Genomic DNA, 21,875 nt, shown 5'->3' with positions numbered 1-21,875 from the left:
CGGCATCCGAGGGGGCGTGGGATCGCTCCCGCGTGCGCGTGCTCTCCCGGGCGCGGTACTGCGTGCCCGGAGCCGCACCCTCGACATCCTTCCCGGTGTGCGGCGCCACGCAGTTCGCTGGGCTTCCTCGGCGGCCCGCAACCCTCCCGGGTGCGGTACTGCGTGCCCGCAGCCGCATGCGCGGCACTCTCCCGGGACGCGGCAGGAGGTGGTGCGTGGCGGCCCGGCCGCACCCGCTCCCGGCCGCGGGATCACCGCGCACTGGAAGCCGCACCCGCATGCCCTCCTCGGGCTCGGCATCCCAGGGTGCGTGGGATCGCTTCCGCGTGCGCGTGTTCTCCCGGGTGCGGCATCGTGCGCCCGCAGCCGCAGCCGGCAACCCTCCCGGTACGCGGTGCGGGGCAGTTCGGGGAACGCTTGCGCAGTAGGGAACTCTCCTGGGCGCGGCGCCGTCGGGCAGCCGGAGCCGGAGCCGGAGCCGGAGCCGGAGCCGGAGCCGGAGCCGGAGCCGGAGCCGGAGCCGGAGCCGCACCCGCGACACCTTCCCGGCCGCAACTGCCCGGGGTGTGTGGGGACTTCTTTGTCTCGGCGGTTTCGTGGGCGGGGCGCCCCTGCGTGCTTTGCGGCTGCAGCCGGTACCCCTTCCGGTAGGTGGTACGGGGCAGTGTGGGGGAACGTTCCTGTGATCGGGGGCCCTTGCGGTGCGTGGCATCGCAGGGGGCATGGGGGTCTTGGCGCATCTGCGGTCCTCTTCTGGGTGTGGTGCGGTCGGGCAGCCGGGGCCGGATCCGTTCGCCTTTCCGGTCGTGGTTTCACAGGTGTGTGGGAGTTCCCTGTTCGGTGTGCGGCGGCCCTTGCGGGATGTCGTGCGGCTGTGTCCGCTGTGTCGGAGGTCGTGCTCGCGCGTCCTTGTGGGTGTGGTGTCGCCGGGGGTGTGGGGGTCCTTTCGTGGCCGCGTGCTCTTTCGGGTGTGGTGTCGCCGGGGTGTGGGGGCTTTTGGGGTTCGGTGGTTGTGCTCTTGCGGGGTGGGGTGTGGGTGTGGGTTGGTGGGGGTCTCGGCGTTGTGCGGTGGTCGGGGTCGTGTGGTGGGAAGTTTCGTGTGTGTGAAGGGAGTTGGTGTTCGTGGGTGGCGGGGTTGTGTCGGTGGGGGATGGTGGGGCGTTCTACGAGGAGTTGGGTGGGGGGGTGTTTGCGAGTGGTCCGGCGACGGCGGGGCCGTGGAGTGCGAAGTTTCAGCATGGGGGGCCGCCGTCGGCGTTGTTGGGGTGGGTGATGGAGCGTCACCGGCCGAGGGAGGGGTTGCGGATCGCGCGGGTGACGGTGGAGTTGGTGCGGGCGGTGCCGGTGGCGGATCTTCGGGTGAAGGTGCGTACGGTGCGTTCGGGGCGGCGTGCGGAGTTGTTGGAGGGTGAGATCGTCTGTGGGGGGCGGACGGTGGCGTTGGCGCGGGCGTGGCGGTTGGTGGCGAGTCCGGGGGACACGCCGTTGCTGGCGCCGGGGGCGGGGGTGGGGCGGTTGCCGGGGGTGCAGCCGGCGGCGGTGATGGCCGGGGCTCATCGGGAGGGTTATCTCGCGGCGATGGAGTGGCGGTTCGAGGAGGGTGGGGGTTTCGATGTGCGGGGGCCGGGGGTGGTGTGGGCGCGGCAGCGTGTTCCGTTGCTGGCCGGTCATGGGGACACGCCGTTGACGCGTGCGCTGGTGCTGGCGGACAGCAGCTGGGCGGTGGCGTTCGAGTTGGATCATCATCGGCGGTTCGTCATCAACACGGATGTGACGTTGCTGGTGCACCGTGATCCGGTGGGGTCGTGGTTGTGTCTGCGGTCGGCGACGGCGGCCGCCGCGGGGGGTGGGGGTCTGGCCGAGGGGGTGCTGGCGGACGAGACGGGGCAGTGCGGGCGGGTGCTGCAGACACTGCTGGTCGACGAACGCTGACCCCACCCACCCCGGCCCCGACCGCCCGGCCCCCGCCTGGACCCCCGATGGCAGGCCGCCCGTCGGCGGCCTGCCATCGGGGGAAGGGCCGGCGGGGGGTGGTGGGCCGGGGGTCAGTGGGGCCGGTGGGCGAGGGGCTTTCCCGCTTGGCCCGGCCCCCGGCCTCCGCCTGCTGCCGGCCACCCGCCTGTCCCTGGCCGCCCGACCCTCGCTTCTGGCCGCCTGCCTGCCCTGCCGACCCCCTGGCCCCTGGCTGCCCGGCTCCCTGGCCGCCTGCCCGCCCGGCCCCTGGCCGTCGGCCGCCCGTCTGTCGGCGGCCTGCCGTCAGGGGTCTGTTGTGGTCTGTGCGGGTGGTGGCCGGTTGGCGGTGGCCTGGTGTTGTCGGGTGGTGTCGGGTGGTGGTGGCCGGTGGGTGGCTCCCTCCACCGCCGCCTGGCCGTTGTGGGCGGGTGGCGGTGGAAGGGCCGGTGGCCGATGGCGGGTTGGGCGGTGGGGGCAGTGGAGGAGGAGCGTTCCCGTTGGCCGCCCGTCGCCCGTTGGCCGGCTGTCCGGCTGATCCTCGGCCCCTGGCTGTCGGCCTCGCCTGCTCGCCGGTTGCCTGTCGACTGTCCGGCCTGCGGACCCGCCCGTCCGCCGGCCCCTGTCTGACGGTTGGCCGTCTGCTGGTGGCTTGCCGTTGGTGGCCTGTGGTGGTCTGTGCGGCTGGTGGTCGGATGGCGGTGGCTTGTCGGTTCCCTCCTCTGGCGCCGGCTCGCTGTTGTGGGCGGGCGGCGGGGAAGGGCCGGTGGTGAGTTGCCGGTTGCCAGTGGTGGGTGGTGGGTGGTGGGCGGGGGCCGGGGCCGGTGGGCGAGGGGCTTTCCCGTTTGGCCGGCCCCCGGTCCCCGTCTGCCGCTGGCCACCCGTCGGCCGCCTGCCGCCTGCCCCCCAACCCCCGCCCCCGGCCGCCTGCCTGCCTGCGGTTCGATCCTCAATCCCTGGCCGCCAGGTTCCCGGGCGGTCTACCGGCCTGACCTCCGGTCGGCTGACCTCCGGTTGGCCGCCCGCCTGTCGGCGGCCTGCCGTCGGGGGTCTGTTGTGGTCTGTGCGGGGTGGTGGCCGGTTGGCGGTGGCCTTCCGCTGCCGCTCGCTCGTTGTTGTGGGCCGGGGGGCGGTGGAAGGGCCGGTGGCCGATGGCGGGTTGGGCGGTGGGGGCAGTGGAGGAGGAGCTTTCCCGTTGGCCGCCCGTCGCCCGTCGCCCGTCGCCCGTCGCCCGTCGCCCGCCGGCCGTCGGCCCGCCGGCCGTCGGCCCGCCGGTCGTCTGTCCGTCTGCCGCCTCCCTCGGCTCCTGCCGGCCGGCCTGCTTGCCGGTTGCCTGTTGGCTGTCCGGCCTCCGGGGCTGCCTCTGCGGGCCCTGGGCCCCGGCCGGCCGGTGGGTGGGTGGTGGGTTAGTGGGGCCAGTGGACGAGGAGTTTGCGGGGGCCGCGGAAGGAGACGTTGGCGGGGAAGTCGAAGTCCTGGTTGTCGACGAGGCGGATGGCGGGGGCGCGTTGGGTGAGGAGGTCGAGGGCGATGCGTGCTTCCATGCGGGCGAGGGGGGCGCCGATGCAGTAGTGGATGCCTTGGCCGAAGGCGAGGTGTTTGCGGGAGTCGTCGCGGTGGACGTTGAAGGTTTCGGGGTCTTCGAAGTGTTTGGTGTCGCGGTTGGCGGCGCCGAGGAGGAGGAGGATTTTGGCGCCTGCGGGGATGTCGGTGGTGCCGACGGTGACGGGGCGGGTGGTGATGCGCCGCCAGGCGGGGATGCTGCTGTCGTAGCGCAGGATTTCCTCGACGGCCTGGGGGATGAGGGTGCGGTCGGCGCACAGGTCGTCCCATTGGGGGCGGTTGACGAGCAGGCGGCGGATGGCGTTGCCGGTGAAGCTGGTGGTGGTTTCGTGGCCGGCGAAGCTGAGGCCGTAGGCGACGTTGGTGATGTCGGAGACGGGCAGGCTCTCGGGGTCGGCCTGGTGGATGCGGATGAGGTCGCTGGTGAAGTCGTCGACGGGTTCGGCGAGGCGTTTGGCGACGAATTCCTCGCAGTACTGCCAGTAGTTGACCATGTTGGAGGCGATGTCGCGTTGTTCCTCGGGGCTGGGGCGGCCCCAGCTGAAGGCGATGCGGTTGCCGCACCACGACTTCAGCATGTCCATGTCCTCGTCGGGGAAGCCGATGAAGGTGAAGATCATGTAGGCGGGCAGGGGGTAGGTCAGGGCGGAGACGAGGTCGACGGTCCCGGATCCGGGTTCGACGGCGTCGAGGAGTTCCTCGGCCTTGGCCCAGACCTTCGGTTCCAGGGCGGAGATGCGGCGGGCGGAGAACGATTTCTGGTTGTGGCGGCGTATGCGGGTGTGGCGGGGCGGGTCGCAGTCCGACATGACGGGGTAGGCGTGGAAGCCGGCCTTGATGATGGACTGCGCTTCCTCGGACAGGGGGAAGACGGGGCGTTGTCCGACGGCGGCGGAGAACGTCGCGGGGTCCATCAGGGCGGCCTGGATGTCGTCGAAGCGGGTGATCACCCACATGTCGATGGAGGGGGCGTAGAAGGCGGCGGTCTCCTCGCGCACCCCGGTCAGGATCGGGTAGGGGTCGGCGATGTAGGCCTCGCCCAGGGGGTCGAAGCTGTGGTGGACGGGGCAGGCCGTGGCGTCCGTCATGACGGAACCTCCGTGTGCGGTGGTGTGGGGTGGTGGCGGTCGGTGAGGTCGACGGCCCCGGCGGTGTGCACGCCGGGGCCGGCGGCCCTCAGGGCGCCGAGGGCGCCGGCGGCGGTACGCGCCACCGGGCCGCCCCGGGCGCCGTCGCCCCCGCGGGCGGTGTGGGCGCTGTGGGCGCTGTGGGTGGTGGGGGTGGTGGGGTGGTCGAGGGTGATGGCGGCGAGTGCTTCGCCGCCTTCGGTGGTCCGGGAGACCTGCATGCGCGTGATGGTGAGGTCCAGTTCGCCCAGGACGCGGCCGAAGGCGCCGATCATGCCGGGGGTGTCCTTGTAGCGCAGCAGGAGCAGGTGGGCGGGGGTGTCGAGGGCGAGGTCGAGGTCGTGGTCGTCGAGGCCGGTGAGCCGGTGGCGTGCGCGGGGGCCGGTGACGGTGGCGCGCACGGTCGTGGTGCGGCCGTCGCGGTGGTGGGCGCGCACGCTCAGGGCGTTGTGGTGCAGCGGGCAGGGGGCGGCGGTGGCGGGGTGGACGGCGATGTGGTGGTCGTGGGCGATGAGGGGGGCGTTGACGGGGGTGACGCGTTCGCCGGCGAGGTCGTCGAGGACGCCGGCGAGGGCGGCGGCGTGCAGCAGGCGGGTGTCGTGGTGGGCGAGGTCGCCGTGGGTGGTGATCCGCAGGGCCCGGGGGGGTGTGCCGTCGCCGAGGGCGGTGAGGATGCGGCCCAGGTGGCGGGCGAGGGGCACGAACGCGGTGACCTGGGGGTGGGTGCCGGCGCCGGGGAGGTTGACGCTCGCCGGGCCCGGGTCGTGGACGCACTGCAGGGCGTGGCGCAGTGCGCGGGCGGCCTCGGTGTGGGCGCGTTCGCGGGCTTCGGTGGTGCGGGTGGCGAGGGCGGGGGTGGCCACGACGCGGGGGTGGGCGCTCAGGCGGGCGGCCAGGGGGGTGGGGGGAGCGGCCGGAAGGTCCAGGGCGGCGCCGGCGATGCGTCCTTCGGCCAGGGCCCGGGCCAGGGCGTCGTGGTCGACGGCGCCGTCCCGTTCGGCGCTGACGATCAGTGCGGTGGGTTTGACCCGTCGCAGGTGGTCGTGGTCCAGGACGGTGGGGGCGCCGGGGTGGGCGGGTTCGTGGAGGGTGATGACGTCGCAGGTGGCGAGCAGGTCCTCCAGCGTCACGGTGCGGACCCCCGCCGGGGCCGCCGCTCCCGCCACTCCCGCTGTGCCCGCCGCTCCCGTCGCGCCCGTCGTGCCTGCCGCTCCCGTCGTGCCCGCCGCTCCCGTCGCGCCCGCGGTGCCTGCCGCTCCCGTCGCGCCCGTCGTGCCCGCTGTGCCCGTCGTGCCTGCCGCTCCCGTCGTGCCCGTCGTGCCCGCGGTGCCTGCCGCTCCCGTCGTTCCCGTCGCGCCTGCCGCTCCCGTCGCGCCCGCGGTGCCTGCCGCTCCCGTCGTGCCCGCGGTGCCTGCCGCTCCCGTCGTTCCCGTCGCGCCTGCCGTGCCCGTCGCGCCTGCCGCTCCCGTCGTGCCCGTCGCGCCCGTTGTGCCCGTCGTGCCTGCCGCTCCCGTCGCGCCCGTCGCGCCTGCCGTGCCCGCGGTGCCTGCTGTGCTTGCGGTGTCCGTCGTGTCCGGGGGGTGGGTGGGGTCGTGGGCGAGGACGTGCATGCCGAATGCGGACATGCGCAGGGCGACCAGGCGTGCGGCGCTGCCCAGGCCCACCAGGCCGAGGGTTTTGCCGAGCAGTTCCGTGCCGGTGTGGGCGCCGCGGTTCCAGGTGCCGGTGGTGAGGTCGGTGTGGGCCTGGGGGATGTGGCGGGCGGCGGCGATGATCAGGCCGCAGGTGAGTTCGGCGACGGACAGGGCCCGGGGGGCGGGCGGGGTCAGGACCGTGATGCCGGCGCGGGTGGCGGCGGGGATGTCGGTGTTGTCGTGGGGGGCGGTGTCGTAGCGGGCGAGGACGGTCAGGTCGCGGGCGGCGGTGATCACGGCGGCGTCGACGTCGGTGCCGGGGCCGGCCAGGAGCGCGTGCGCGCCGCTGGCGCCCGCGAGCAGGGCGGCGCGGTCGCCGGCGGGGACGCGGCGGACCTGCACGCAGGGGCCCAGCGCGTCCAGGGCGGCGGGTGCGAGGTCGTCGGTGACGAGGACGACGGGCGTGGTCATGGTGGTGGTCTCAGCTGTCCGCGGGGGCGGGCGGCAGGGCGGCGATCGCGGGGTGGTCGCTGGTGGCGGGTTCGGTGGCCGCGGCGCCGCCGGGGGAGCCGAGGCCGTGGGCGAACTCGCGTTCGGCGGTGGTGTAGAGGGTCCACGGGGCCGGTACGGCGTCCTCGTAGTAGACGGCCTCGACGGGGCAGACGGGTTCGCAGGCGCCGCAGTCGACGCATTCGCCGGGGTGGATGTACATCTTGCGCGGGCCCTCGTAGATGCAGTCGACGGGGCATTCCTCGATGCACGCCTTGTCCTTGACGTCCACGCAGGGCTGGGCGATGACGAAGGCCATGGTGGCGATCCTCCACAGGTCCGGACAGCGGGAAAGGGGGGGTGCGGGGCGGGGTGGTGCGTGGCGGTGCCGGGGGTGCTGCTCGCGGGCGTTGTGTTGCGGGTGCTGCGGGTGTGGTGTCAGTGCGGTGGGCGGGGGCTGTGCCAGAGTTCGGCGCGCACGCCTCCGGCGAGCAGCACCGTGTTCCCGTCCGCGCTCTCGCCGTATCCGGCCCGGGCCCCGGTCCCGTCCGCGGTGCCGGTGCCGGTGGCGGGTGTGGTCGGGGGCGGGGTGGCGGGCAGGACGAGGGCGGTGGGGCAGGGTGCGGGGTCGGGGGTGGTGCGGGCGACGAGCAGGAGGTCGCCGATGAGGGCGGCGTGTGCGGGGCGGGGGCCGGCGGGTGCGGGGGCGGCGAGGGCGGGGGCCTGCAGCAGGTGTTCGTAGAGGCGCAGCGTGGTGGTGAACTCCTCCTCGGGCACGGCGCGGCGTACCAGCAGCCGCGGTGCCCCGTCGCGCGCCGCGCAACCGCCGCCCTCGCCGCCGGCACGGCCACCGTCACCGTCACCGTCACCGTCACTGCTGCTGCTGCCGCTGTCGTTGCCGTTGTTGCCGTGGGTGGCGTTGTCGTGGGTGGCGTTGTCGGTGCGGGGGCGGGTGCGGGGTTGTTCGCCGTGGTAGGGGCGGTGTTCGACGAGTTCGGCGAGTTGGCCGTCGGGGTAGCGCACGCGGGCGCGGGCTCCGGGGAGGATGGGTTCGGGGGCTTCGAGGACGGTGGTGGCGGTGGTGTGCAGGAGGGTGAGCTGGGCGGTGAGGGAGGGCACGATCAGGGAGTAGGCGGTGCGGCGTTGCACGGGGGTGAAGGGGCGTTCGCTGGCGATCAGCAGGAGGTTGCCGACGGCGGCCAGTTCCAGGCCGCCGAAGTCGGGGATGGGCATGCGTAGATCGGCGTCCACGTGGAGCAGGTGTTCGTAGAAGGCGATGTGGTCGTCGAGGTCGGTGGCGTGGATGAGTGAGCGGGCCAGCAGGCGGGGGCGGGTGAGGACCGAGGAGTCGGGGCGGGTGCGGAACCAGCGTTCGGGGTGGGCGGGCCTGGTGGGTACGGGGGTGGGCACGGGGGTCAGTTCTCCTTCGTCGTGGCCACGGGGGCCGGCCACCACGGTCGTGCGGTCAGTCCCCAGGCCGTGAGTTCCTCGGTGACCAGGTGCTGCAGGTGGTCGCGGGTGCCGAAGTGGTCGGGCATGGCGGTGACGGTCAGGGTCATGTGCGGGCCCAGGCGGGCCAGGCACAGTGAGGCGCGCAGGCGGGCGCGTTCGGGGACCAGGCCGGGGATGTTCATGGTGCGCAGGGCCATGCGGGTGGCCGGGAGGCCGGCGCAGCGGGCGACGGCGTCGGGGATGTCGCCGAAGTTGGAGGCGACGGCGTCGGTCTGCTGGGCGCCGGGGTTCTTCAGGCGGGTGGCCAGGCGGTGGGGCAGCAGGTGCCACAGGGGTTCGGGGACGAGGGTGGTGGTGTGGGCGCCGGAGGTCTGCAGGAGGTGTTTGGTGGCGCGGCGGGTGGGGTGCAGGTCGTCGTGGCGCGGGGGGCCGCCGGGCAGGGGCAGGGGCAGGACGACCAGGGCGTTGGCGCGTTCGTCGCCGTCGGTGCGGCGCAGGTTCATGGGGATGCCGAGGGTGATGGCGTCGTGGGCGGCGCGGGGCAGGCGGGCGCGCAGGAGGTTGGCGGCGATCTCCAGGAAGAGGCTGTTGACGGTGCCGCCGTGGGCGCGGGCCCGTTCCTCCCAGGCGTGGGCGTCGATGTCGAGGACGGCGGTGGTGAAGAACCGCGGCTGCGACCCGCCCCCGACCCCGCCCGCAACTCCGCCCGCAGCTCCGCTCGCCGTGCCGTCCGCGTCCCTGCTCGCCGCTCCGTCCGCGACCCCGCCCGCAGCTCCGTCCGCCGCTCCGTCCGCGACCCCGCGCGCCGTGCCGTCCGTGCTCCTGCCCGCTGCGCCGCCCGCTGTGCCGCCGGTGGTTGTGTCCGGGGTGCGGTGTCCGGGGTGCAGGGCGGTGGTGAGGGTGGTGCGCAGGTGGGGGTCGGTGGCGAGGTCCAGGGTCCAGCGGGTGGTGTGCCGGGCGGCGCGGGTGGCCTGGCGCAGGGCGTCGGCGGTGTCGCTGTGGCGCCATCCGGTGGGGGGGTGGGCGGGGGTGGTGGTGGCGAGGGCGTTGAGGATGCCCAGGCCGTCGCTGAGGAAGTGGGGCACGGTCAGGGAGATGAGGTGGCCGCCGTCGTAGGGGGCGCAGGCGAGGTGCCACAGGCGGGTGGAGCCGGCCGGCAGGGGGGTGCGGATCTGGTCGTCGATCCAGTGGGGGGCGGTGGCGGGGGTGAGGGGGAGGGTGTCGTGGTGCGGGGGGTCGGTGTTGGTGGCGGGTTTCCAGGCGCGGCGGGCGCCGGGCAGGCGGGGGTGGTGGGCGCGGCGGCTGAGCAGTCCGCGGTCCAGGCGTTGCCACAGGGCGTCGAGGGCGTGGGCGGGCAGGGGTTCGGGGGTGTGCCACAGGACCTGGACGATGCGGGTGGAGCCGAGGGTGTGGGCGGTGTGGTGGAGCATTTCGTCGGTGGGGTTGAGGCGCCAGGAGTCGGTGTCGGTCATCGGGTGGCCGCCTTGAGGAGTTCGGTGGCGGTGTGGCGGGCGACGGCGGGGGCGAGTTTGAGGCCGCCTCCGTTCCAGCCGACGGCGGTGACCAGGCCCGGGGCGTCGTTCCAGCGGGTGACGGTGGCGGGGGTGTGGGGGATGAGGGCGTCGTAGGCGCTGACGCCGCCGACGGCGCGGGCGTGGGCGAGCGGGGGGAAGCGTTCGCGGACGACGGTGCGGATGCGGTGTTCCTCGTCGGGGGTGACGTGGTGGCGCACGGTGGGGGGGACGTCGGTGCGGGTGCTGTGCACGCCGGCGAGGACGGTGTGGTCGTCGTCCCAGCGGCGCAGCCAGGCTCCGGTGGTGGTGTCGACGAGGGTGGGCAGGTGGGTGAGGTGGGTGGTGTCGTCGATGTGGAAGAGGCAGTAGCCGACGGCGCGGGTGGTCAGGGGCAGGTGGATGCCGGCGGTGGCGGCCAGGGGGGTGCTGGCGGCGCCGGCGGCGAGCAGGACGGCGTCGGCGTGGACGGGCCCGGAGGTGGTGTGGACGCCGTGCACGCGTCGCCGGCCGGGGCGGGTGAGCAGGGCGGTGGCGCGGGTGGTGAGCAGGCGGGTGGCGGGGTGGGTGGTGGTTTCGCGCAGCAGGGCGCGGGTGAGGTCGGGGGCGGGCAGCCAGCCGGCGTGGGGTTCGTGGACGGCCAGGAGGTGGTCGGGTACGCGCAGGGCGGGGAAGTGGCGGGTGATCTGGCGGGCGTCCAGGACGTGGGCGGTGTGGCCGGCGGCGTGGGCGGTGGCGAGGGCGGGGCGGGCGGTGGTGAGGGTGTCGCGCTCCAGGAGGGTGAGGCTGCCGTGGGCGCGCAGGTGCGGCCAGGTGCCGTGGTGTCCGCGGTGGCGGTAGGTGGTGCAGCCTTCGGCGGCCCAGGCGGCGTGGGTGGCGGTGGGGTCGAAGGCGCGGACGAGGCCGCCGGAGGCGCTGGTGGCGCCGCCGGTGGCGCCGGTGTCGTCGATGAGGACGACGCGTGCGCCGTGGGCGGCGAGGCGTTCGGCGGTGGCCAGGCCGATGATGCCGGCGCCGACGACGGCGATGTCCGCGGCGGGGGCGGTGCTCACTGCAGGACCCGTTCGGCCGCCCTGCGCGGGGCCCTGCCGTCCTCGTGCAGGTGCAGCAGGGAGGCGGTGACGTCGGCGGCGCGCACGGAGAGCATGGCGAGGGCGCCGGCGTCGCCCATGCCGTGGCTGGCCTCGCACAGGCCGTTGAGGTAGACCTTCAGCGGGCGCGGGGCGCTGGCGGAGGCCTTGAGGGTGATGGAGTAGTCGCGTTCCACGACGGGGATGCCGTCGTCGTCCAGGGGCAGGCGGTGGGCGAGGCCTTCGAGCAGGGGGTGGTAGCGCTCGTCGTGGGCGCCGGTGCCGAAGTCCTTGAAGCCGGTGGCCAGGACGACGATGTCGGCGTCGATGGTGTCGCGGGTGAGGTGGTTGACGTCGTGGACGCTCAGGCGGTGCCCGCCGCCGGGTGCGGTGTCCACGGCGGTGACCTCGGTGAAGGGCGCCAGGCGCAGCCGGTCGCTGCCGGTGAGTTCGTATTCGCGTTGCAGGCCGACGAGGCGGTCGATGACGTCCTGGTCGCAGGCGGCGTAGTTGATGGAGCGCAGTTCCGCGCGCAGGCGCCGGCGGGTGGCGGAGGGCAGGGGGTGGAAGTAGTCGACGAATTCGGGCAGGAACACCTGGCGGCTGTAGGGGCTGGTGTCCTTGAGGCGGAAGCCGATGCCGCGGTGGATGGAGGTGACCTGGCGCACGTTGGGGCGGGCCAGCAGGTCCAGGACGATCTCGATGGCGCTCTGGCTGGCGCCGACCACCGCCACGCGGATGTCGCGTGCGGCGAGGGCCTCGATGGAGGACAGGTAGCGGGTGGAGTGGAAGACGCCCGCCGCGGTGGCGGTGGCGGTGCGGAAGGGGGCGGGGATGCGCGGGGAGCGGCCGGTTCCCACGACGACGGTCTCGGCGAGGTAGCGGGCGCCCTCGTGGGTGCGCACGCAGAACAGCTCGCCGCCGTCGCTGTCCTCCACCAGGGCGAGGGTGTGCACGCTCTGCCCGTAGTCGACGTGCGTGGCGAAGGACTGGGCGACCCAGGCGAGGTAGCCGGCGTACTCGCGGCGCAGCGGGAACTTGGCGTTGAGGTGGAGGTAGTCGGTCAGGGCGCCGCGTGAGGCGAGGTACTTGATGAACGTGTAGGGGCTGTCCTGGTTGCGTTGCATGACCAGGTCGCGGAACGGGTTGTTCTGGATGTCGGTTCCGGGCAGCAGCTGCTCGTCCTGCCACTGGAAGCCCGGTGAGCGTTCGAGGAAGTGGGCGTCGTCGGGGCGGCCGAGTTCGTCGAGCGCGACGGCCAGGGAGAGGTTCGCCGGTCCGAACCCGATGCCCAGGATGGGGTGAACCTTGTTCGTCTTCACTACTCACGCATCCTCAACTTGTCGCGTGCGCAGCAGGGTCCGGCCCCGGGGGCAGGCACCCGGCACACGCGGAACGGGGGGTGGGGTGTCCTGCCCCCGGGGGACCGGGGGGCTTGCTGCTCCCGGCGGGGCGGGCGGGGGTTCGCTCAGGCGCTCAGCAGGGCGGTCTCGGTGATCTCGTTGGCGTCGTTGACGTGCACGACCCGGGACTTGAAGTCGGTGCGCTCCTCGTCGGTCAGCTGCGCGTAGCTGATGATGATGACCTTGTCGCCGGTCTGCACGAGGCGGGCGGCGGCGCCGTTGACGACGATCTGCCCGGCGGGCGGGTTGGGGGAGTCGTCGAGGATGGTGTACGTCTCGAAGCGGGCGCCGTTGTTGACGTTGACGACGTGGACGAGTTCGTAGACGCCGATGCCGGCGGCTTCGAGGAGTTCCGGGGAGATGGTGATCGACCCGACGTAGTTGAGGTTGCTGTCGGTGACGGTGGCGCGGTGAATCTTGGAGTGCATGAAGGTGCGCTGCATGATGCGTCGTCTCCCTTGCGGCGTGGGGTGTGCCGGTCGGCACGGGACAGGTGGGCGGAAGAAGAAGGGACCGCGAGCCCCCCCGGGGGGCCGGGATGCCCCCCCGGGGATGCCCCCTCCGGGACGCTCCCCCCTCCGGGACGCCCCCCTCCGGGACGCCCCCCTGGCGGCCTCGGGGCGCCCGCGCGGGTGGTTCGCCCCCGGGGGGGGTGCTGCCCGGGGGTGGGGGTGCCGGGGCGTCCCGCCCGGGGGGGGGTCAGGGGGTGCGGGTGTCCCGGGGTGCGGGGGGCAGGGGGGCCGTGAGGCCGGCGAAGGGGGCCGGCGGGAGGCGGTCGAGGTCGGCGAGCAGGGGCGGGACGCCGGTGGCCAGGGGCGCGCCGAAGGCGGCGGCGACCTGTTCGGCGAGGTCCGGGGTCAGGGGCCAGGCCAGGGTGTGCAGCGTCCACAGGAACCGCAGGGCGCCGCTGGTCTCGGCGGGGTCCTGGGTGTCGAGGTCGGCGCAGCGCAGGGCGAGGACCTCCAGGTGCAGGGCGAGGGCCTCGGCGGCCTTGCGCACGGAGAACGTCTGCGCGTGGTAGGCCTGTTCGAAGCGCCGGCGGCTGGCGGTCAGGGCGGTGGTCCACCAGGCGGAGGGCTCGTGGTCGGCGCGGTGTCCGGCCAGGGCGGCGGTGAGGGTGGCGGCGATCGTCGCCAGCGGGGTGTCGAAACGGGCGGCGAGGGTGGAGTCGGCCACCGGCTCGCTGAACTCGGACTGCTGCAGTTCGGGGCTGGTGAGCGACAGCACGAAGCGGGTGCGGTCGCGTCCGTAGGCCTCCAGGAACTCCCCGGCCCAGCGCACGTCGCCCTTGCTGGTGGAGAACTTGCGCCCCTCCAGCAGGTAGTACTGGTTGGTGAGGGTGCGGGTGGCGGGCAGTTCGACGGGCAGGCCGTGGCGTGCGGCCAGCAGCGACAGGGCCACGTACACGAACGCGTTGTAGAAGCCGTTGTCGATGCCGATGAACTGCACCAGTTCGTCGATGTTCTCGCGCCGGTTGTCGCGGGCGCGCCGCAGCCAGTACAGGTGGCCGACGTAGATCTCCGGCCAGGCGTTGACGGCCTGGGGCGGGGCGTCGGGGCCGTCCCAGTCGACCGCGATGCCCCACGTGCCGGGGTAGGTGACGGGGATGTAGGGCAGCGGCGCGGCCAGGGAGCGGGTGACCACGTTCTCCAGGTCCGGGCGCAGGCGGATGTCGCTGGAGCGGTACCAGTGGGTGAGCAGCGGGCGGTGGCGTTCCAGGTCCAGGACCCAGATCGACACCTTCCGGGTGGGCAGCGCCCCCTCGCCCACCGCCAGCAGCGCGCCGGGCAGGTTGTACAGGCCGCACGCCTCGCAGACGCCGGCGCGGGCGTGGGCCAGGCAGGTGGGGCAGCGGCCGGTGACGAACGCCTCGGCGAGGTAGGTGCCGCTCTCCTCGTCGTAGGGCAGCTCCACCTCGCGGCGGTCGAACGCGCCGTGGCGCCACAGGTGGGTGAAGAAGCCCTCCACGAACGCGGTGTACTCGGCGTCGGGGCGTTCGAACAGGTCGACCTCCACGCCCGCCAGGGCGAGGGTCTTGGTGACGGCGTCGAAGGCCTGGCGGATCAGGGCCTCGGGTTCGGTGCCCAGGCGCCGGGCGGTGGTGACGACGTAGGTCTGGTTGTCGTCGGTGCTGGTGCCGAACGCCACGTCGTGGCCCTGGATCTTCTGGGCGCGGGCGCACACGTCGCTGCCCAGCACCGGCCCGGCCAGGTGTCCCAGGTGCAGGTCCCCGTTGGGGGTGGGCGGGGAGAACGTGACGTCCACGCGCCGGCGCCGCCCACCACCGCCGCCGGGGGTGGCGTGTGCGCTGTCGCCGCTCACGCGTCCTCCCCGGGCCCGGCGGGCTGCAGCCAGTAGATGCTGACGAAGGTCAGCGCCTGCTCGGCGCTGTCGTTGGTGACGATGTGGTCGGTGCCGTGGGGGATGTAGATGACATCGCCGGGCACCACCTCCCGCTCCTCGGTGCCCACCCGCGCCCGCCCGTGGCCGCTGACGAAGATGAACGTCTCGTCGGTGTCGTGGCCGTGCGGGGTGCTGGACTCCTGGGGCCTGATGGAGCACAGGGTGCTGTTCCAGGGCGGGGTGACGACGCCCTCCCACGGGTAGAGCTGGCGGATGTCGCACCCGTTCTTGCGGATCTGTTCGTCACCGGAGGCTGTCTTGACGTGCATGGGGTGTCTCCTCTCGTGAGTGCTGCGCGTTCCGCGCCCGCAGGAAGAAGAAGGGGCGCGGTGCCCGGCCGGCCGCGGCACGGGGGTGCCGGCGCCGGCCCGGGGGGCGGGTCATCCCAGGGCGAACAGGCGCTCGATGACCTCGGGCTCGAAGGACTCGGCGGGGACGTGGAAGGGACCCTTGAAGGTGGCCAGCCGCGAGCCCGCCAGCAGCGGGTCGGTGGGCCACACCTCGGCGTAGGCGCGGCGGCGGGCCACACCACGGGGGGTGAACGTCAGGTTCATCATGGTGCGCACCGAGGCGGAGATCCGCAGGCGGTGCATGCGGACCTCGCGTTCGCGGGTGTACGGCTCGAAGGTGCCCGGCCCCCAGGACGGCGAGGCGCGCAGCGCGTCGCGCACCATCCGCGCGTCGCGCAGCGCGATGGACAGGCCCTGGCCGATGACCGGGTCGGTCCATCCGGCCGCGTCCCCGAGCAGCACGGCCCCCGGCGCGCTGGGCGCATCCGCCCACGCGTCGTTCATCGGGTAGAACGCGCAGACCGCGCTCGGCGTGCAGGCGGCGAACATCTCGTTGTCGGGCAGGCAGTCGAGCCGGAAGGCCCGCAGGAACTCGGTGTGGCGCTCGGGGCCGGAGAAGCGGCCCTTCTGCGCGACGTCGTGCAGCAGGTACAGCCGGGCCCGCCCGCCCTCGCGGGGGAAGACGAAGTACAGCACGTCGCCCTCGGTGCCCACGGAGGTGACGTTCACCGGCCAGGCGTGCAGGTCCTCCACCAGCATGCCGCCGCCCAGCGAGTTCGGCGGCGTCTGGGTGAGGCCCAGGCCCAGCTGGCGGCGCACCGTCGACATCCGCCCGTCGGCGCCCGCCACCAGGCGGCACTCCACCTCGTACTCCTGGTCGTTGTACTCGTAGCGCACGCTCGGGTGCGCGCCGGCGCCGACGATGACGTCGCCCACGCCCTTGACGACGGTGGCCCCGGCCTGGCGGGCGGCCTGCGACAGCGCCTCGCACGCCTGGGGGTGCCCGACGTCCAGGACGCCGCGGATGCCGGGGAGCAGGCGGTCCAGGTGCAGGGCGTTGGCGCGGGCGGTTTCGGGGGTGACGATTTCGTCGAATCCGATGAACCGGTCGACGTAGGTGCCGCCGGCCTTGAGAATGCACTCCTCCAGGCCGAGTTCGAGGAGTTCCGCGACACCCCAGCAGTTGATCACCTCGCCGCGGACCTTGTCCCGGTAGACGGCCTGCCGCTCCAGGAGCAGCACATCGAGGCCGTCGCCGGCCAGGGCCGCGGCGAGCGCGGATCCGGCGATCCCGCCACCGACGATGACCACGTCCATGCGCTCGGCTTTCGCCATGGAATCCTCCTGGATAAATGAATGCAGGCATGCCGGACAGGGCTGAGGATTAGTCAGCCGGACGCGCTGGTCGCGAGTTCGTGGTGGATGGAATCCTCGCCGCCGCGGCAGGCGGGGACGAGACGAGGACGTGACACTCGTCGTCCACTTTGGGTCACCGCGCGCCATTTCCCGGCCCGCGGCGCACGCTGCGCCGCCATTGCGGCCACGGCAATGCGCAGGGGTCGTGCGCGGGCGCACGGGCCCCGCCGGCCACACGGTTGTCCGCGCGTTGCGCCCACCCCCGCCCGCGCCCCGCCGCACACCGCGCCCCGCCGCCCGCCGCCCGGCGCACACCGCGCCCGGCGCACCCGGGCGCCCCCCGCCCACCCGTCCAACCCGGGCCGCGCCGGATCACCCGCGCGCCCGACGGCCCGGCGCCGGATCACCCGGCGCCCGGACCGCCCGGACCGCCCGGAGCCCGTCCGCCCGCGCCCGGCCCCGCCGCCCGGGCGCCCGCGCTCACACCCCGCGCTCGGCGCAGATCCCCGGCAACGCGATCCCCCAGATCTGCTGCACCTGCTGCACGGCATCCGGACGCCCCGTGCCCCCCAACGCCGCCCGCGTGCGGTCCTCGGCCCCCGTGAGCAGGTAGGACACCAGCGCGGCCAGCGCCGCCGGCGAGGTACCGACCCGCAACTGCCCCGCATGGTGGGCATGATCGGCCAGCCGGCTGACCGTCGGCAGCCAGGACGCCGACAGGCTCAGACGCCCCTCGGGACGCTCCCGCGTCAGCCGCGCGGCCGAGCGCACCGCGATGTCGTCCTCCAGCAGACCCGCCAGACGCATCGTCAGCTCCACGATCAGGTCCAGCGCGGGAGCCGGACGCGCCGTCACCCGCTCCACCGCGGCGCGAACGGCACTGCGCCCCAGATCCTGCACGGCGTCCGCCAGCTCACCCTTGGAACCGAAGTGGAAGGTGAGCGCACCGGTGGTGATGCCCGCCGCTTTGCACACCTGCAGCATGGACGTGCCCGCATAGCCGTGCCGGTCGAACTCCGCGGCGGCTGCGTGTACCAGGGCGATTCGGGTTCGCACTGCTCGTTCCTGCATCTGATGACTCCGAAGGGCATTGGACGGTCGCACGGTCGGGCGGATGGGAATTGTGCGAGGTGACGGCCACCGTCGCGGCGGGTACCGGGAGGACGGCGCGAAGAGCAACCGCCTCGTGTGCTGAGTGAACCAGCAACACGGTGCCGCGGACGCAGAGCGGGCACATCGGATTGGGAATCCCGGAATCCGCTGCTGGCCGATTCCCCCTGCATCCGGTGTCTTGACCTCGATATGACGTCGATTTGACCGGGTGTTCTTTGTCCGGTTCCTGGACTCCGGAAACATCGTCAGCTCAATTATTCTTGGGCGGCAGGAGACGTGCTTCGAGGGGGAAGGGTACCAATGCTGCCGCACTGCCCTGTTGCCACTGTTCCGCCACATCCCACCGACCGGCTGTCCGCCTTCGCGGACGTCCTGTTCGTCCACCTGCAGCGCGCCGACCAGCGCCGCCGCGGCCACGCCTACCTCCACGGACTGCTCACCGCACCGGGCAAGAAGACGGTCCGCCACCTGGCCGCCGCCGTCACCGACTCCCCGACCGCCTCGCAGTCGCTGCAGCAGTTCGTCAACTCCAGCCCCTGGCCCTGGGAGCCGGTACGCCGCGAACTCGCCCGCTGGGCCGAGGCCCGCCTGCGCCCGCGGGCATGGACGGTGGTCACCACCGTCGTGCCCAAACGCGGGGACCACTCCTGCGGAGTGCACCGGCGCTTCGTCCCCCACCTCGGACGCACCGTCAACTGCCAGGTCGGCACCGCCCTGTTCCTGGCCGGCGCCACCGCCGCCGTCCCCGTCGACTGGCGCCTGCACCTGCCCCAGGAATGGTCCCTGCCGAGCCTGCGCCGGCGCGCACGCGTCCCCCGCGACGCCCCCGCCTCACCGATCTGGGCCGACACCTTCGACATGGTCGAACGCCTGAAACGCTCCGGCATCGCCCCCGCCCCCATCGTCGCCGACCTGCGCGACAGCAAGGAGAGCGCCGCCCTGCTGCGCGTGCTGACCCACCACTGCCACGACTTCGTGCTCGCCGTGCCCGGCGTGTTCACCGTCCTGCCGCTCGACGACAACGGACGCGACCTGCCCGCCGCCGCCTGCGTCTCCCCGCCGGGCGTACGCCACACCCTGGTGCGCCTGCCCTCCGCCGCCGGCGCCCGCGCCCGCGAGACCTACCGCCTGTTCACCGACCCGCGCTACCCCACCGTCGTGTGGATCACCAACCTGGTGCGCCGGCGCCCCGAGGACCTCCTCGCCCTCGTCTCCTGTCACGCCGGCACCGGCGAGGCGGTACGCGAACTGACCCAGGACTTCGGCCTGCAGGACTTCGAGGGCCGCTCCTACCCGGGCTGGCACCACTACATGACCCTGATGTCCGCCGCCTACGCCTACCGCACCCTCGCCGACGCCGGCTGAAACCCCCGCGCCACGGACCCGGGCGCCCGCGAGCGCCCCCGCCGCCTGCCCGTGCTCCGTCACGAACGCCCCTCAGGAACGTGGGATGGAAAGCCCGCCGCGCCGTGGCCGAGGATTTCCGGTAGTTCGCAGCGGACCATTCCCCCTTCACCACAGGGAGACCCTCGTGAGCAGCACCTCACCCACCCCCACCCCCACCCCCGCCCCCGCCCCCGCCCCGGCCCACACCGCCGCCCGCAGGCGCCGGCGCGCCGCACCCGCCACCGCCCTCGCCGCCCTTGTGGCCCTCGCCGGTCTCGGGCTCGGCGCCGTACCGGCCCACGCCACACCGCCACCCGGCCCCGCCTGCAACCCCGACGTCGAGAAGATCTGGGACGACATCACCTCCGCCACCGTCAAACCGGTGATCACCGAGTTCATCGGCTTCAACGTGGCACCCGGCACGACCGGCCGCCAGACCCAGACCATGCGCGAGCAGACCACCGTCAACACCAGCATCAACAACAGCACCGAGTTCAACGCCAGCTACAAGTCCACCCTCTCCGAGGTCGGGATCAAGGTCGGGATGTCGGTGGCCACCGAACGCAGCACCACCCGCACCACCGAGCGGACCTACAGCTTCGACATCAACACGCCCGGCTACTACGGCCTGTACCGGGGCGTCCTGGAGATCTCCGGCGAGTGGGCCCGCTACCTGTGCGCCCGCTCCGGCCCGGGCACCGGCTACTGGGTCAACTCCAGCTCGACGGGCAAGGGCCGCTACGTCACGTTCGGCAGCCTCGAAGTGGGCACCGTGGAGTGCACGCAGTACATGCCCCCCGGCACGGTCCGGTGGGCCGCGCAGCGCCAGATCTGCCCCTAGCCACGGCCCCGTCGCACGAACCCAGCAGGAGGGAAAGGACCCCCATGGCCAGGACCCAGCACAGCAACAGCCTCGCCCGGCGGGCCGGCGCCGTCCTCGGCGCCACCGTCACCGCCGCCGCACTGCTGACCGTCGCGGCCCCCGCCGCCTCGGCGGCCGACCCGATGGACGGCTACGCCTGCGAGGGCGGCGGCTACCGCATCTACACCCCCAGCAAGTACGGCAGCGAGAACCTCGTGCTCGACGTCTCCAAGAGCCGGCCCGACCACGGCTCCATCGTCCAGTACCGCTGGAACGGCGCCGCGAACCAGCAGTTCCAGGTCTGCAGCCGCCCCGACCCCAACGACCCGAACGCCAAGTTCTACAAGTTCAAGGACCACATGCGCTGGTGGTGCCTGGCCATCGACCGCGGCTACGGCGACGACGGGCGCTGGCTGATCACCGAGGAGTGCAACTGGGACGCGCGCGAGGTGTTCTGGGGCAAGACCGTCCCGGGCACCGGCCTGACCGCCTTCCAGGCCCAGAACAGCGGCAGCTGGCTGGTCGCCCAGGGCGGCGGCGAGGGGGACCACGTCGTCCAGATGCAGTTCCAGGCCGACCTGTTCCGCCTCGACAAGGTCTGGTGACCACCACCGCGCACCGGCAGGGTCCGACCGGAGCCGGGCAGCCCCCGGACGGACCCTGCCCCACCCCCCGGCCACCCCGCACCACCCCGCACCACCCCCGCACCGCCCCGCACCGCCCCGCATCGCCCGGCCCCGCCGCCCCGCCCCCGAACACCCGTCCGCCCCCGAAGGGCCGTCAACGCCACTGCCACGAACGGACGTTCGGCCACGGGCCGGTCTTTCCCGGCGATGCCCGTGCGGTTGGCGGCAACGTGGGACACGGGCAGCGAAGTGGGCCATGATGGACGGTGCCCGGGGCGGGGAGTGTGCCGGGACGGAATGCGGGGCAAGGGGCGGGGCATGGAGATCACCACCACCAACGCGGGACTCATCGACGGCGCCTGGCCGGAACTGCTGCCCGACCGGCGCCCGGTCCTGGTGGTACCCGCCCCGGTGGCCGGCCCCCTGCGGGTCGAGGAAGGCTGGTCACGGCAGGCGGGCTTCCCCGAGGACGGCCCCGCGCCGGGCTGGTCCGTCACCGCCGCCGCACCCCGCCTGACCGTGCACCGCCCCAGCGGGCAGACCTGGCTCGACACCACGATCATGGCCGGGCGCGAATGGTGGCGCGCGCTGCGCTCCCAGGAGGTCCTGCTGCTGGTGACGGGACCCTTCACCGGCGTGTTCGACCTGCGCCGCGCCGCCGAGGCCGGCGCCCTCGCCGTCCTGGCCGTCGACGCCGCCTGCACCCCCGCCATCTGACCGGCCCCGCCCGCGCCCGCGCACTTCCCCCGCGCCGCGCCGCACCGCCGGTGGTGCACCTCGCCCCGCCCGGGCCGCGGGCCGCGTCCTGCTTCCCGGAGCAGAGGGCGCGGTGAACGGGCGACCCGCACCGCACCGCGGCAACGGCGCTCGCGCCGCAGCCGCCCCCTGCGCCGCCCCGCCCGCCCCCGGCCCGCCCCCGGCCCGCCGCCGCCCGCGGCTACTGCGGCTTGAAGGAGCGGATCTGGTAGGTGCCCTGGAGGTTGCCCTGGCCGCCGGCGAGGGTGGATCCGACCCGGTTGTTGTAGTTGGTGCTCGTGTAGTACTGGACGCGGTGCTCGGTGCGGTTGCGCACCGAGCGCACGTTCTGGCCGTCGCGGATGAACGGGCATCCGGCAGCGGTGTCCGGGACCGAGGAGGACCCCTCGGCCGGCCACCAGCACCGCCTGCCCCCGCCGTTGTAGTCGCTGAAGATGCAGAAGTTGCCCGCGGGGCAGTCGTCGTAGGACCGCACGCTCTGCCGCGCCCCGCCGCCGGCCGGATCCCCCGGACCGGCGGCGGCCGACGGGGCGAACCCGAGGGCGGCGGCGATCGTGCCGGCCGCGAGGGCGAACGCGAGGCGTCGGATCATCATGTCTTCTGTCCTTCCGGGACGGTGGGCGGGCATCCCCGCCGCACGGCAACTCACCGATGGCAACGCCATGGAAACCCACCGTGACGACACCGGGCAAGCAGGACGCACCCCCACCACCGGGCGCACAGGCGCCCGCCCCGGCGCACCCGTCCCACCCCCACACCGCCACCGCTGCCGGCGCCTTGAGCCGCAAGGCGCACGCCGTAGCCGCATCGGCCGACCGCCGGGCGCGGCAGCGGCCGGCGGACACGATGGCGGGGGAGGGCCTCGACCGATCACAGGAACGCCT

18 protein-coding genes and 1 pseudogene are annotated in these 21,875 nt (G+C 73.9%); 6 read left to right on the top strand and 13 right to left on the bottom strand.

All coding sequences use genetic code 11. The features are described 5' to 3' along the window. Positions 1-1,116: 1,116 nt before the first annotated feature. Both ACF1AK_RS20530 and ACF1AK_RS20525 read left to right on the top strand, forming a co-directional pair. Positions 1,117-1,398 (top strand): annotated as a pseudogene (locus ACF1AK_RS20530) (acyl-CoA thioesterase domain-containing protein); the annotation flags it as partial. A 126-nt stretch (positions 1,399-1,524) separates the two neighbouring features. Beyond that, positions 1,525-1,932: a hypothetical protein gene (locus tag ACF1AK_RS20525; protein WP_391500384.1), complete on the top strand. Its 408-nt coding sequence runs from the start codon at positions 1,525-1,527 to the stop codon at positions 1,930-1,932. Positions 1,933-3,356: 1,424 nt separating this feature from the next. Here the strand turns inward: ACF1AK_RS20525 and ACF1AK_RS20520 are convergent. From ACF1AK_RS20520 to ACF1AK_RS20465, 12 genes are all read right to left on the bottom strand, one after another. Further along, positions 3,357-4,601 (bottom strand): cytochrome P450, encoded by a 1,245-nt coding sequence (locus tag ACF1AK_RS20520; RefSeq protein WP_391500226.1) that lies wholly within the window; start codon positions 4,599-4,601, stop codon positions 3,357-3,359. Further along, a complete protein-coding gene (locus tag ACF1AK_RS20515) occupies positions 4,598-6,745 on the bottom strand; it encodes an NAD(P)-dependent oxidoreductase (protein ID WP_391500225.1) in 2,148 nt (715 codons plus the stop codon). The genes ACF1AK_RS20520 and ACF1AK_RS20515 overlap by 4 nt, the downstream gene beginning before the upstream one ends. A 10-nt stretch (positions 6,746-6,755) precedes the next feature. After that, complete coding sequence (fdxA, locus tag ACF1AK_RS20510) at positions 6,756-7,082, bottom strand: ferredoxin (protein ID WP_391500224.1); 327 nt, start codon at positions 7,080-7,082, stop codon at positions 6,756-6,758. 119 nt (positions 7,083-7,201) lie between these two features. Further along, the gene (locus tag ACF1AK_RS20505; RefSeq protein WP_391500223.1) at positions 7,202-8,173 is read right to left on the bottom strand and encodes a lactoylglutathione lyase; all 972 of its coding nucleotides are present in this window, start codon (positions 8,171-8,173) and stop codon (positions 7,202-7,204) included. 5 nt (positions 8,174-8,178) lie between these two features. Next, on the bottom strand, positions 8,179-9,687 hold the full coding sequence (locus tag ACF1AK_RS20500) for a hypothetical protein (protein WP_391500222.1): 1,509 nt from the start codon (positions 9,685-9,687) through the stop codon (positions 8,179-8,181). Continuing rightward, on the bottom strand, positions 9,684-10,778 hold the full coding sequence (locus ACF1AK_RS20495; RefSeq protein ID WP_391500221.1) for an NAD(P)/FAD-dependent oxidoreductase: 1,095 nt from the start codon (positions 10,776-10,778) through the stop codon (positions 9,684-9,686). Before ACF1AK_RS20495 ends, ACF1AK_RS20500 begins: the two co-directional genes overlap by 4 nt. Continuing rightward, positions 10,775-12,118, bottom strand: a complete 1,344-nt coding sequence (locus ACF1AK_RS20490; protein ID WP_391500220.1) for a SidA/IucD/PvdA family monooxygenase — start codon at positions 12,116-12,118, stop codon at positions 10,775-10,777. The genes ACF1AK_RS20495 and ACF1AK_RS20490 overlap by 4 nt, the downstream gene beginning before the upstream one ends. A gap of 146 nt (positions 12,119-12,264) precedes the next feature. Beyond that, positions 12,265-12,642: an aspartate 1-decarboxylase gene (panD, locus tag ACF1AK_RS20485; protein WP_391500219.1), complete on the bottom strand. Its 378-nt coding sequence runs from the start codon at positions 12,640-12,642 to the stop codon at positions 12,265-12,267. 256 nt (positions 12,643-12,898) lie between these two features. Continuing rightward, positions 12,899-14,521, bottom strand: a complete 1,623-nt coding sequence (locus tag ACF1AK_RS20480; protein ID WP_391500218.1) for a class I tRNA ligase family protein — start codon at positions 14,519-14,521, stop codon at positions 12,899-12,901. Next, complete coding sequence (locus ACF1AK_RS20475; RefSeq protein WP_391500217.1) at positions 14,518-14,871, bottom strand: cupin domain-containing protein; 354 nt, start codon at positions 14,869-14,871, stop codon at positions 14,518-14,520. The genes ACF1AK_RS20480 and ACF1AK_RS20475 overlap by 4 nt, the downstream gene beginning before the upstream one ends. Before the next feature lie 111 nt (positions 14,872-14,982). Next, positions 14,983-16,227 carry an NAD(P)/FAD-dependent oxidoreductase gene (locus ACF1AK_RS20470; protein WP_391500216.1) on the bottom strand — a complete coding sequence of 415 codons (1,245 nt, stop codon included), beginning with the start codon at positions 16,225-16,227 and terminating at the stop codon, positions 14,983-14,985. 501 nt (positions 16,228-16,728) lie between these two features. Next, a complete protein-coding gene (locus ACF1AK_RS20465) occupies positions 16,729-17,304 on the bottom strand; it encodes a TetR family transcriptional regulator (protein ID WP_380289538.1) in 576 nt (191 codons plus the stop codon). A gap of 357 nt (positions 17,305-17,661) precedes the next feature. Between ACF1AK_RS20465 and ACF1AK_RS20460 the strand changes: the two genes are divergently transcribed. The 4 genes from ACF1AK_RS20460 (at position 17,662) to ACF1AK_RS20445 (ending at position 20,952) form a co-directional block, all read left to right on the top strand. After that, entirely contained in the window at positions 17,662-18,726 is a 1,065-nt protein-coding gene (locus ACF1AK_RS20460) for an IS701 family transposase (RefSeq protein WP_391500215.1), read from the top strand. 166 nt (positions 18,727-18,892) lie between these two features. After that, the gene (locus ACF1AK_RS20455) at positions 18,893-19,588 is read left to right on the top strand and encodes a hypothetical protein (protein WP_391500214.1); all 696 of its coding nucleotides are present in this window, start codon (positions 18,893-18,895) and stop codon (positions 19,586-19,588) included. Positions 19,589-19,632: 44 nt separating this feature from the next. Beyond that, positions 19,633-20,214, top strand: a complete 582-nt coding sequence (locus ACF1AK_RS20450; RefSeq protein WP_391500213.1) for an RICIN domain-containing protein — start codon at positions 19,633-19,635, stop codon at positions 20,212-20,214. A 339-nt stretch (positions 20,215-20,553) separates the two neighbouring features. Continuing rightward, on the top strand, positions 20,554-20,952 hold the full coding sequence (locus ACF1AK_RS20445; protein WP_391500212.1) for a hypothetical protein: 399 nt from the start codon (positions 20,554-20,556) through the stop codon (positions 20,950-20,952). Between the two features lie 220 nt (positions 20,953-21,172). On the opposite strand, the gene ACF1AK_RS20440 is transcribed toward ACF1AK_RS20445, so the two are convergent. Beyond that, a complete protein-coding gene (locus ACF1AK_RS20440; protein ID WP_391500383.1) occupies positions 21,173-21,583 on the bottom strand; it encodes a peptidase inhibitor family I36 protein in 411 nt (136 codons plus the stop codon). Between the last annotated feature and the right edge of the window lie 292 nt (positions 21,584-21,875).

Origin of the sequence: Kitasatospora sp. NPDC015120 (assembly GCF_043080305.1) — a bacterium.
Classification (GTDB): Bacteria; Actinomycetota; Actinomycetes; order Streptomycetales; family Streptomycetaceae; genus Kitasatospora.
Note: the sequence above shows the minus strand (reverse complement) of the source record. Positions and strands in the feature narration are given on the sequence as shown.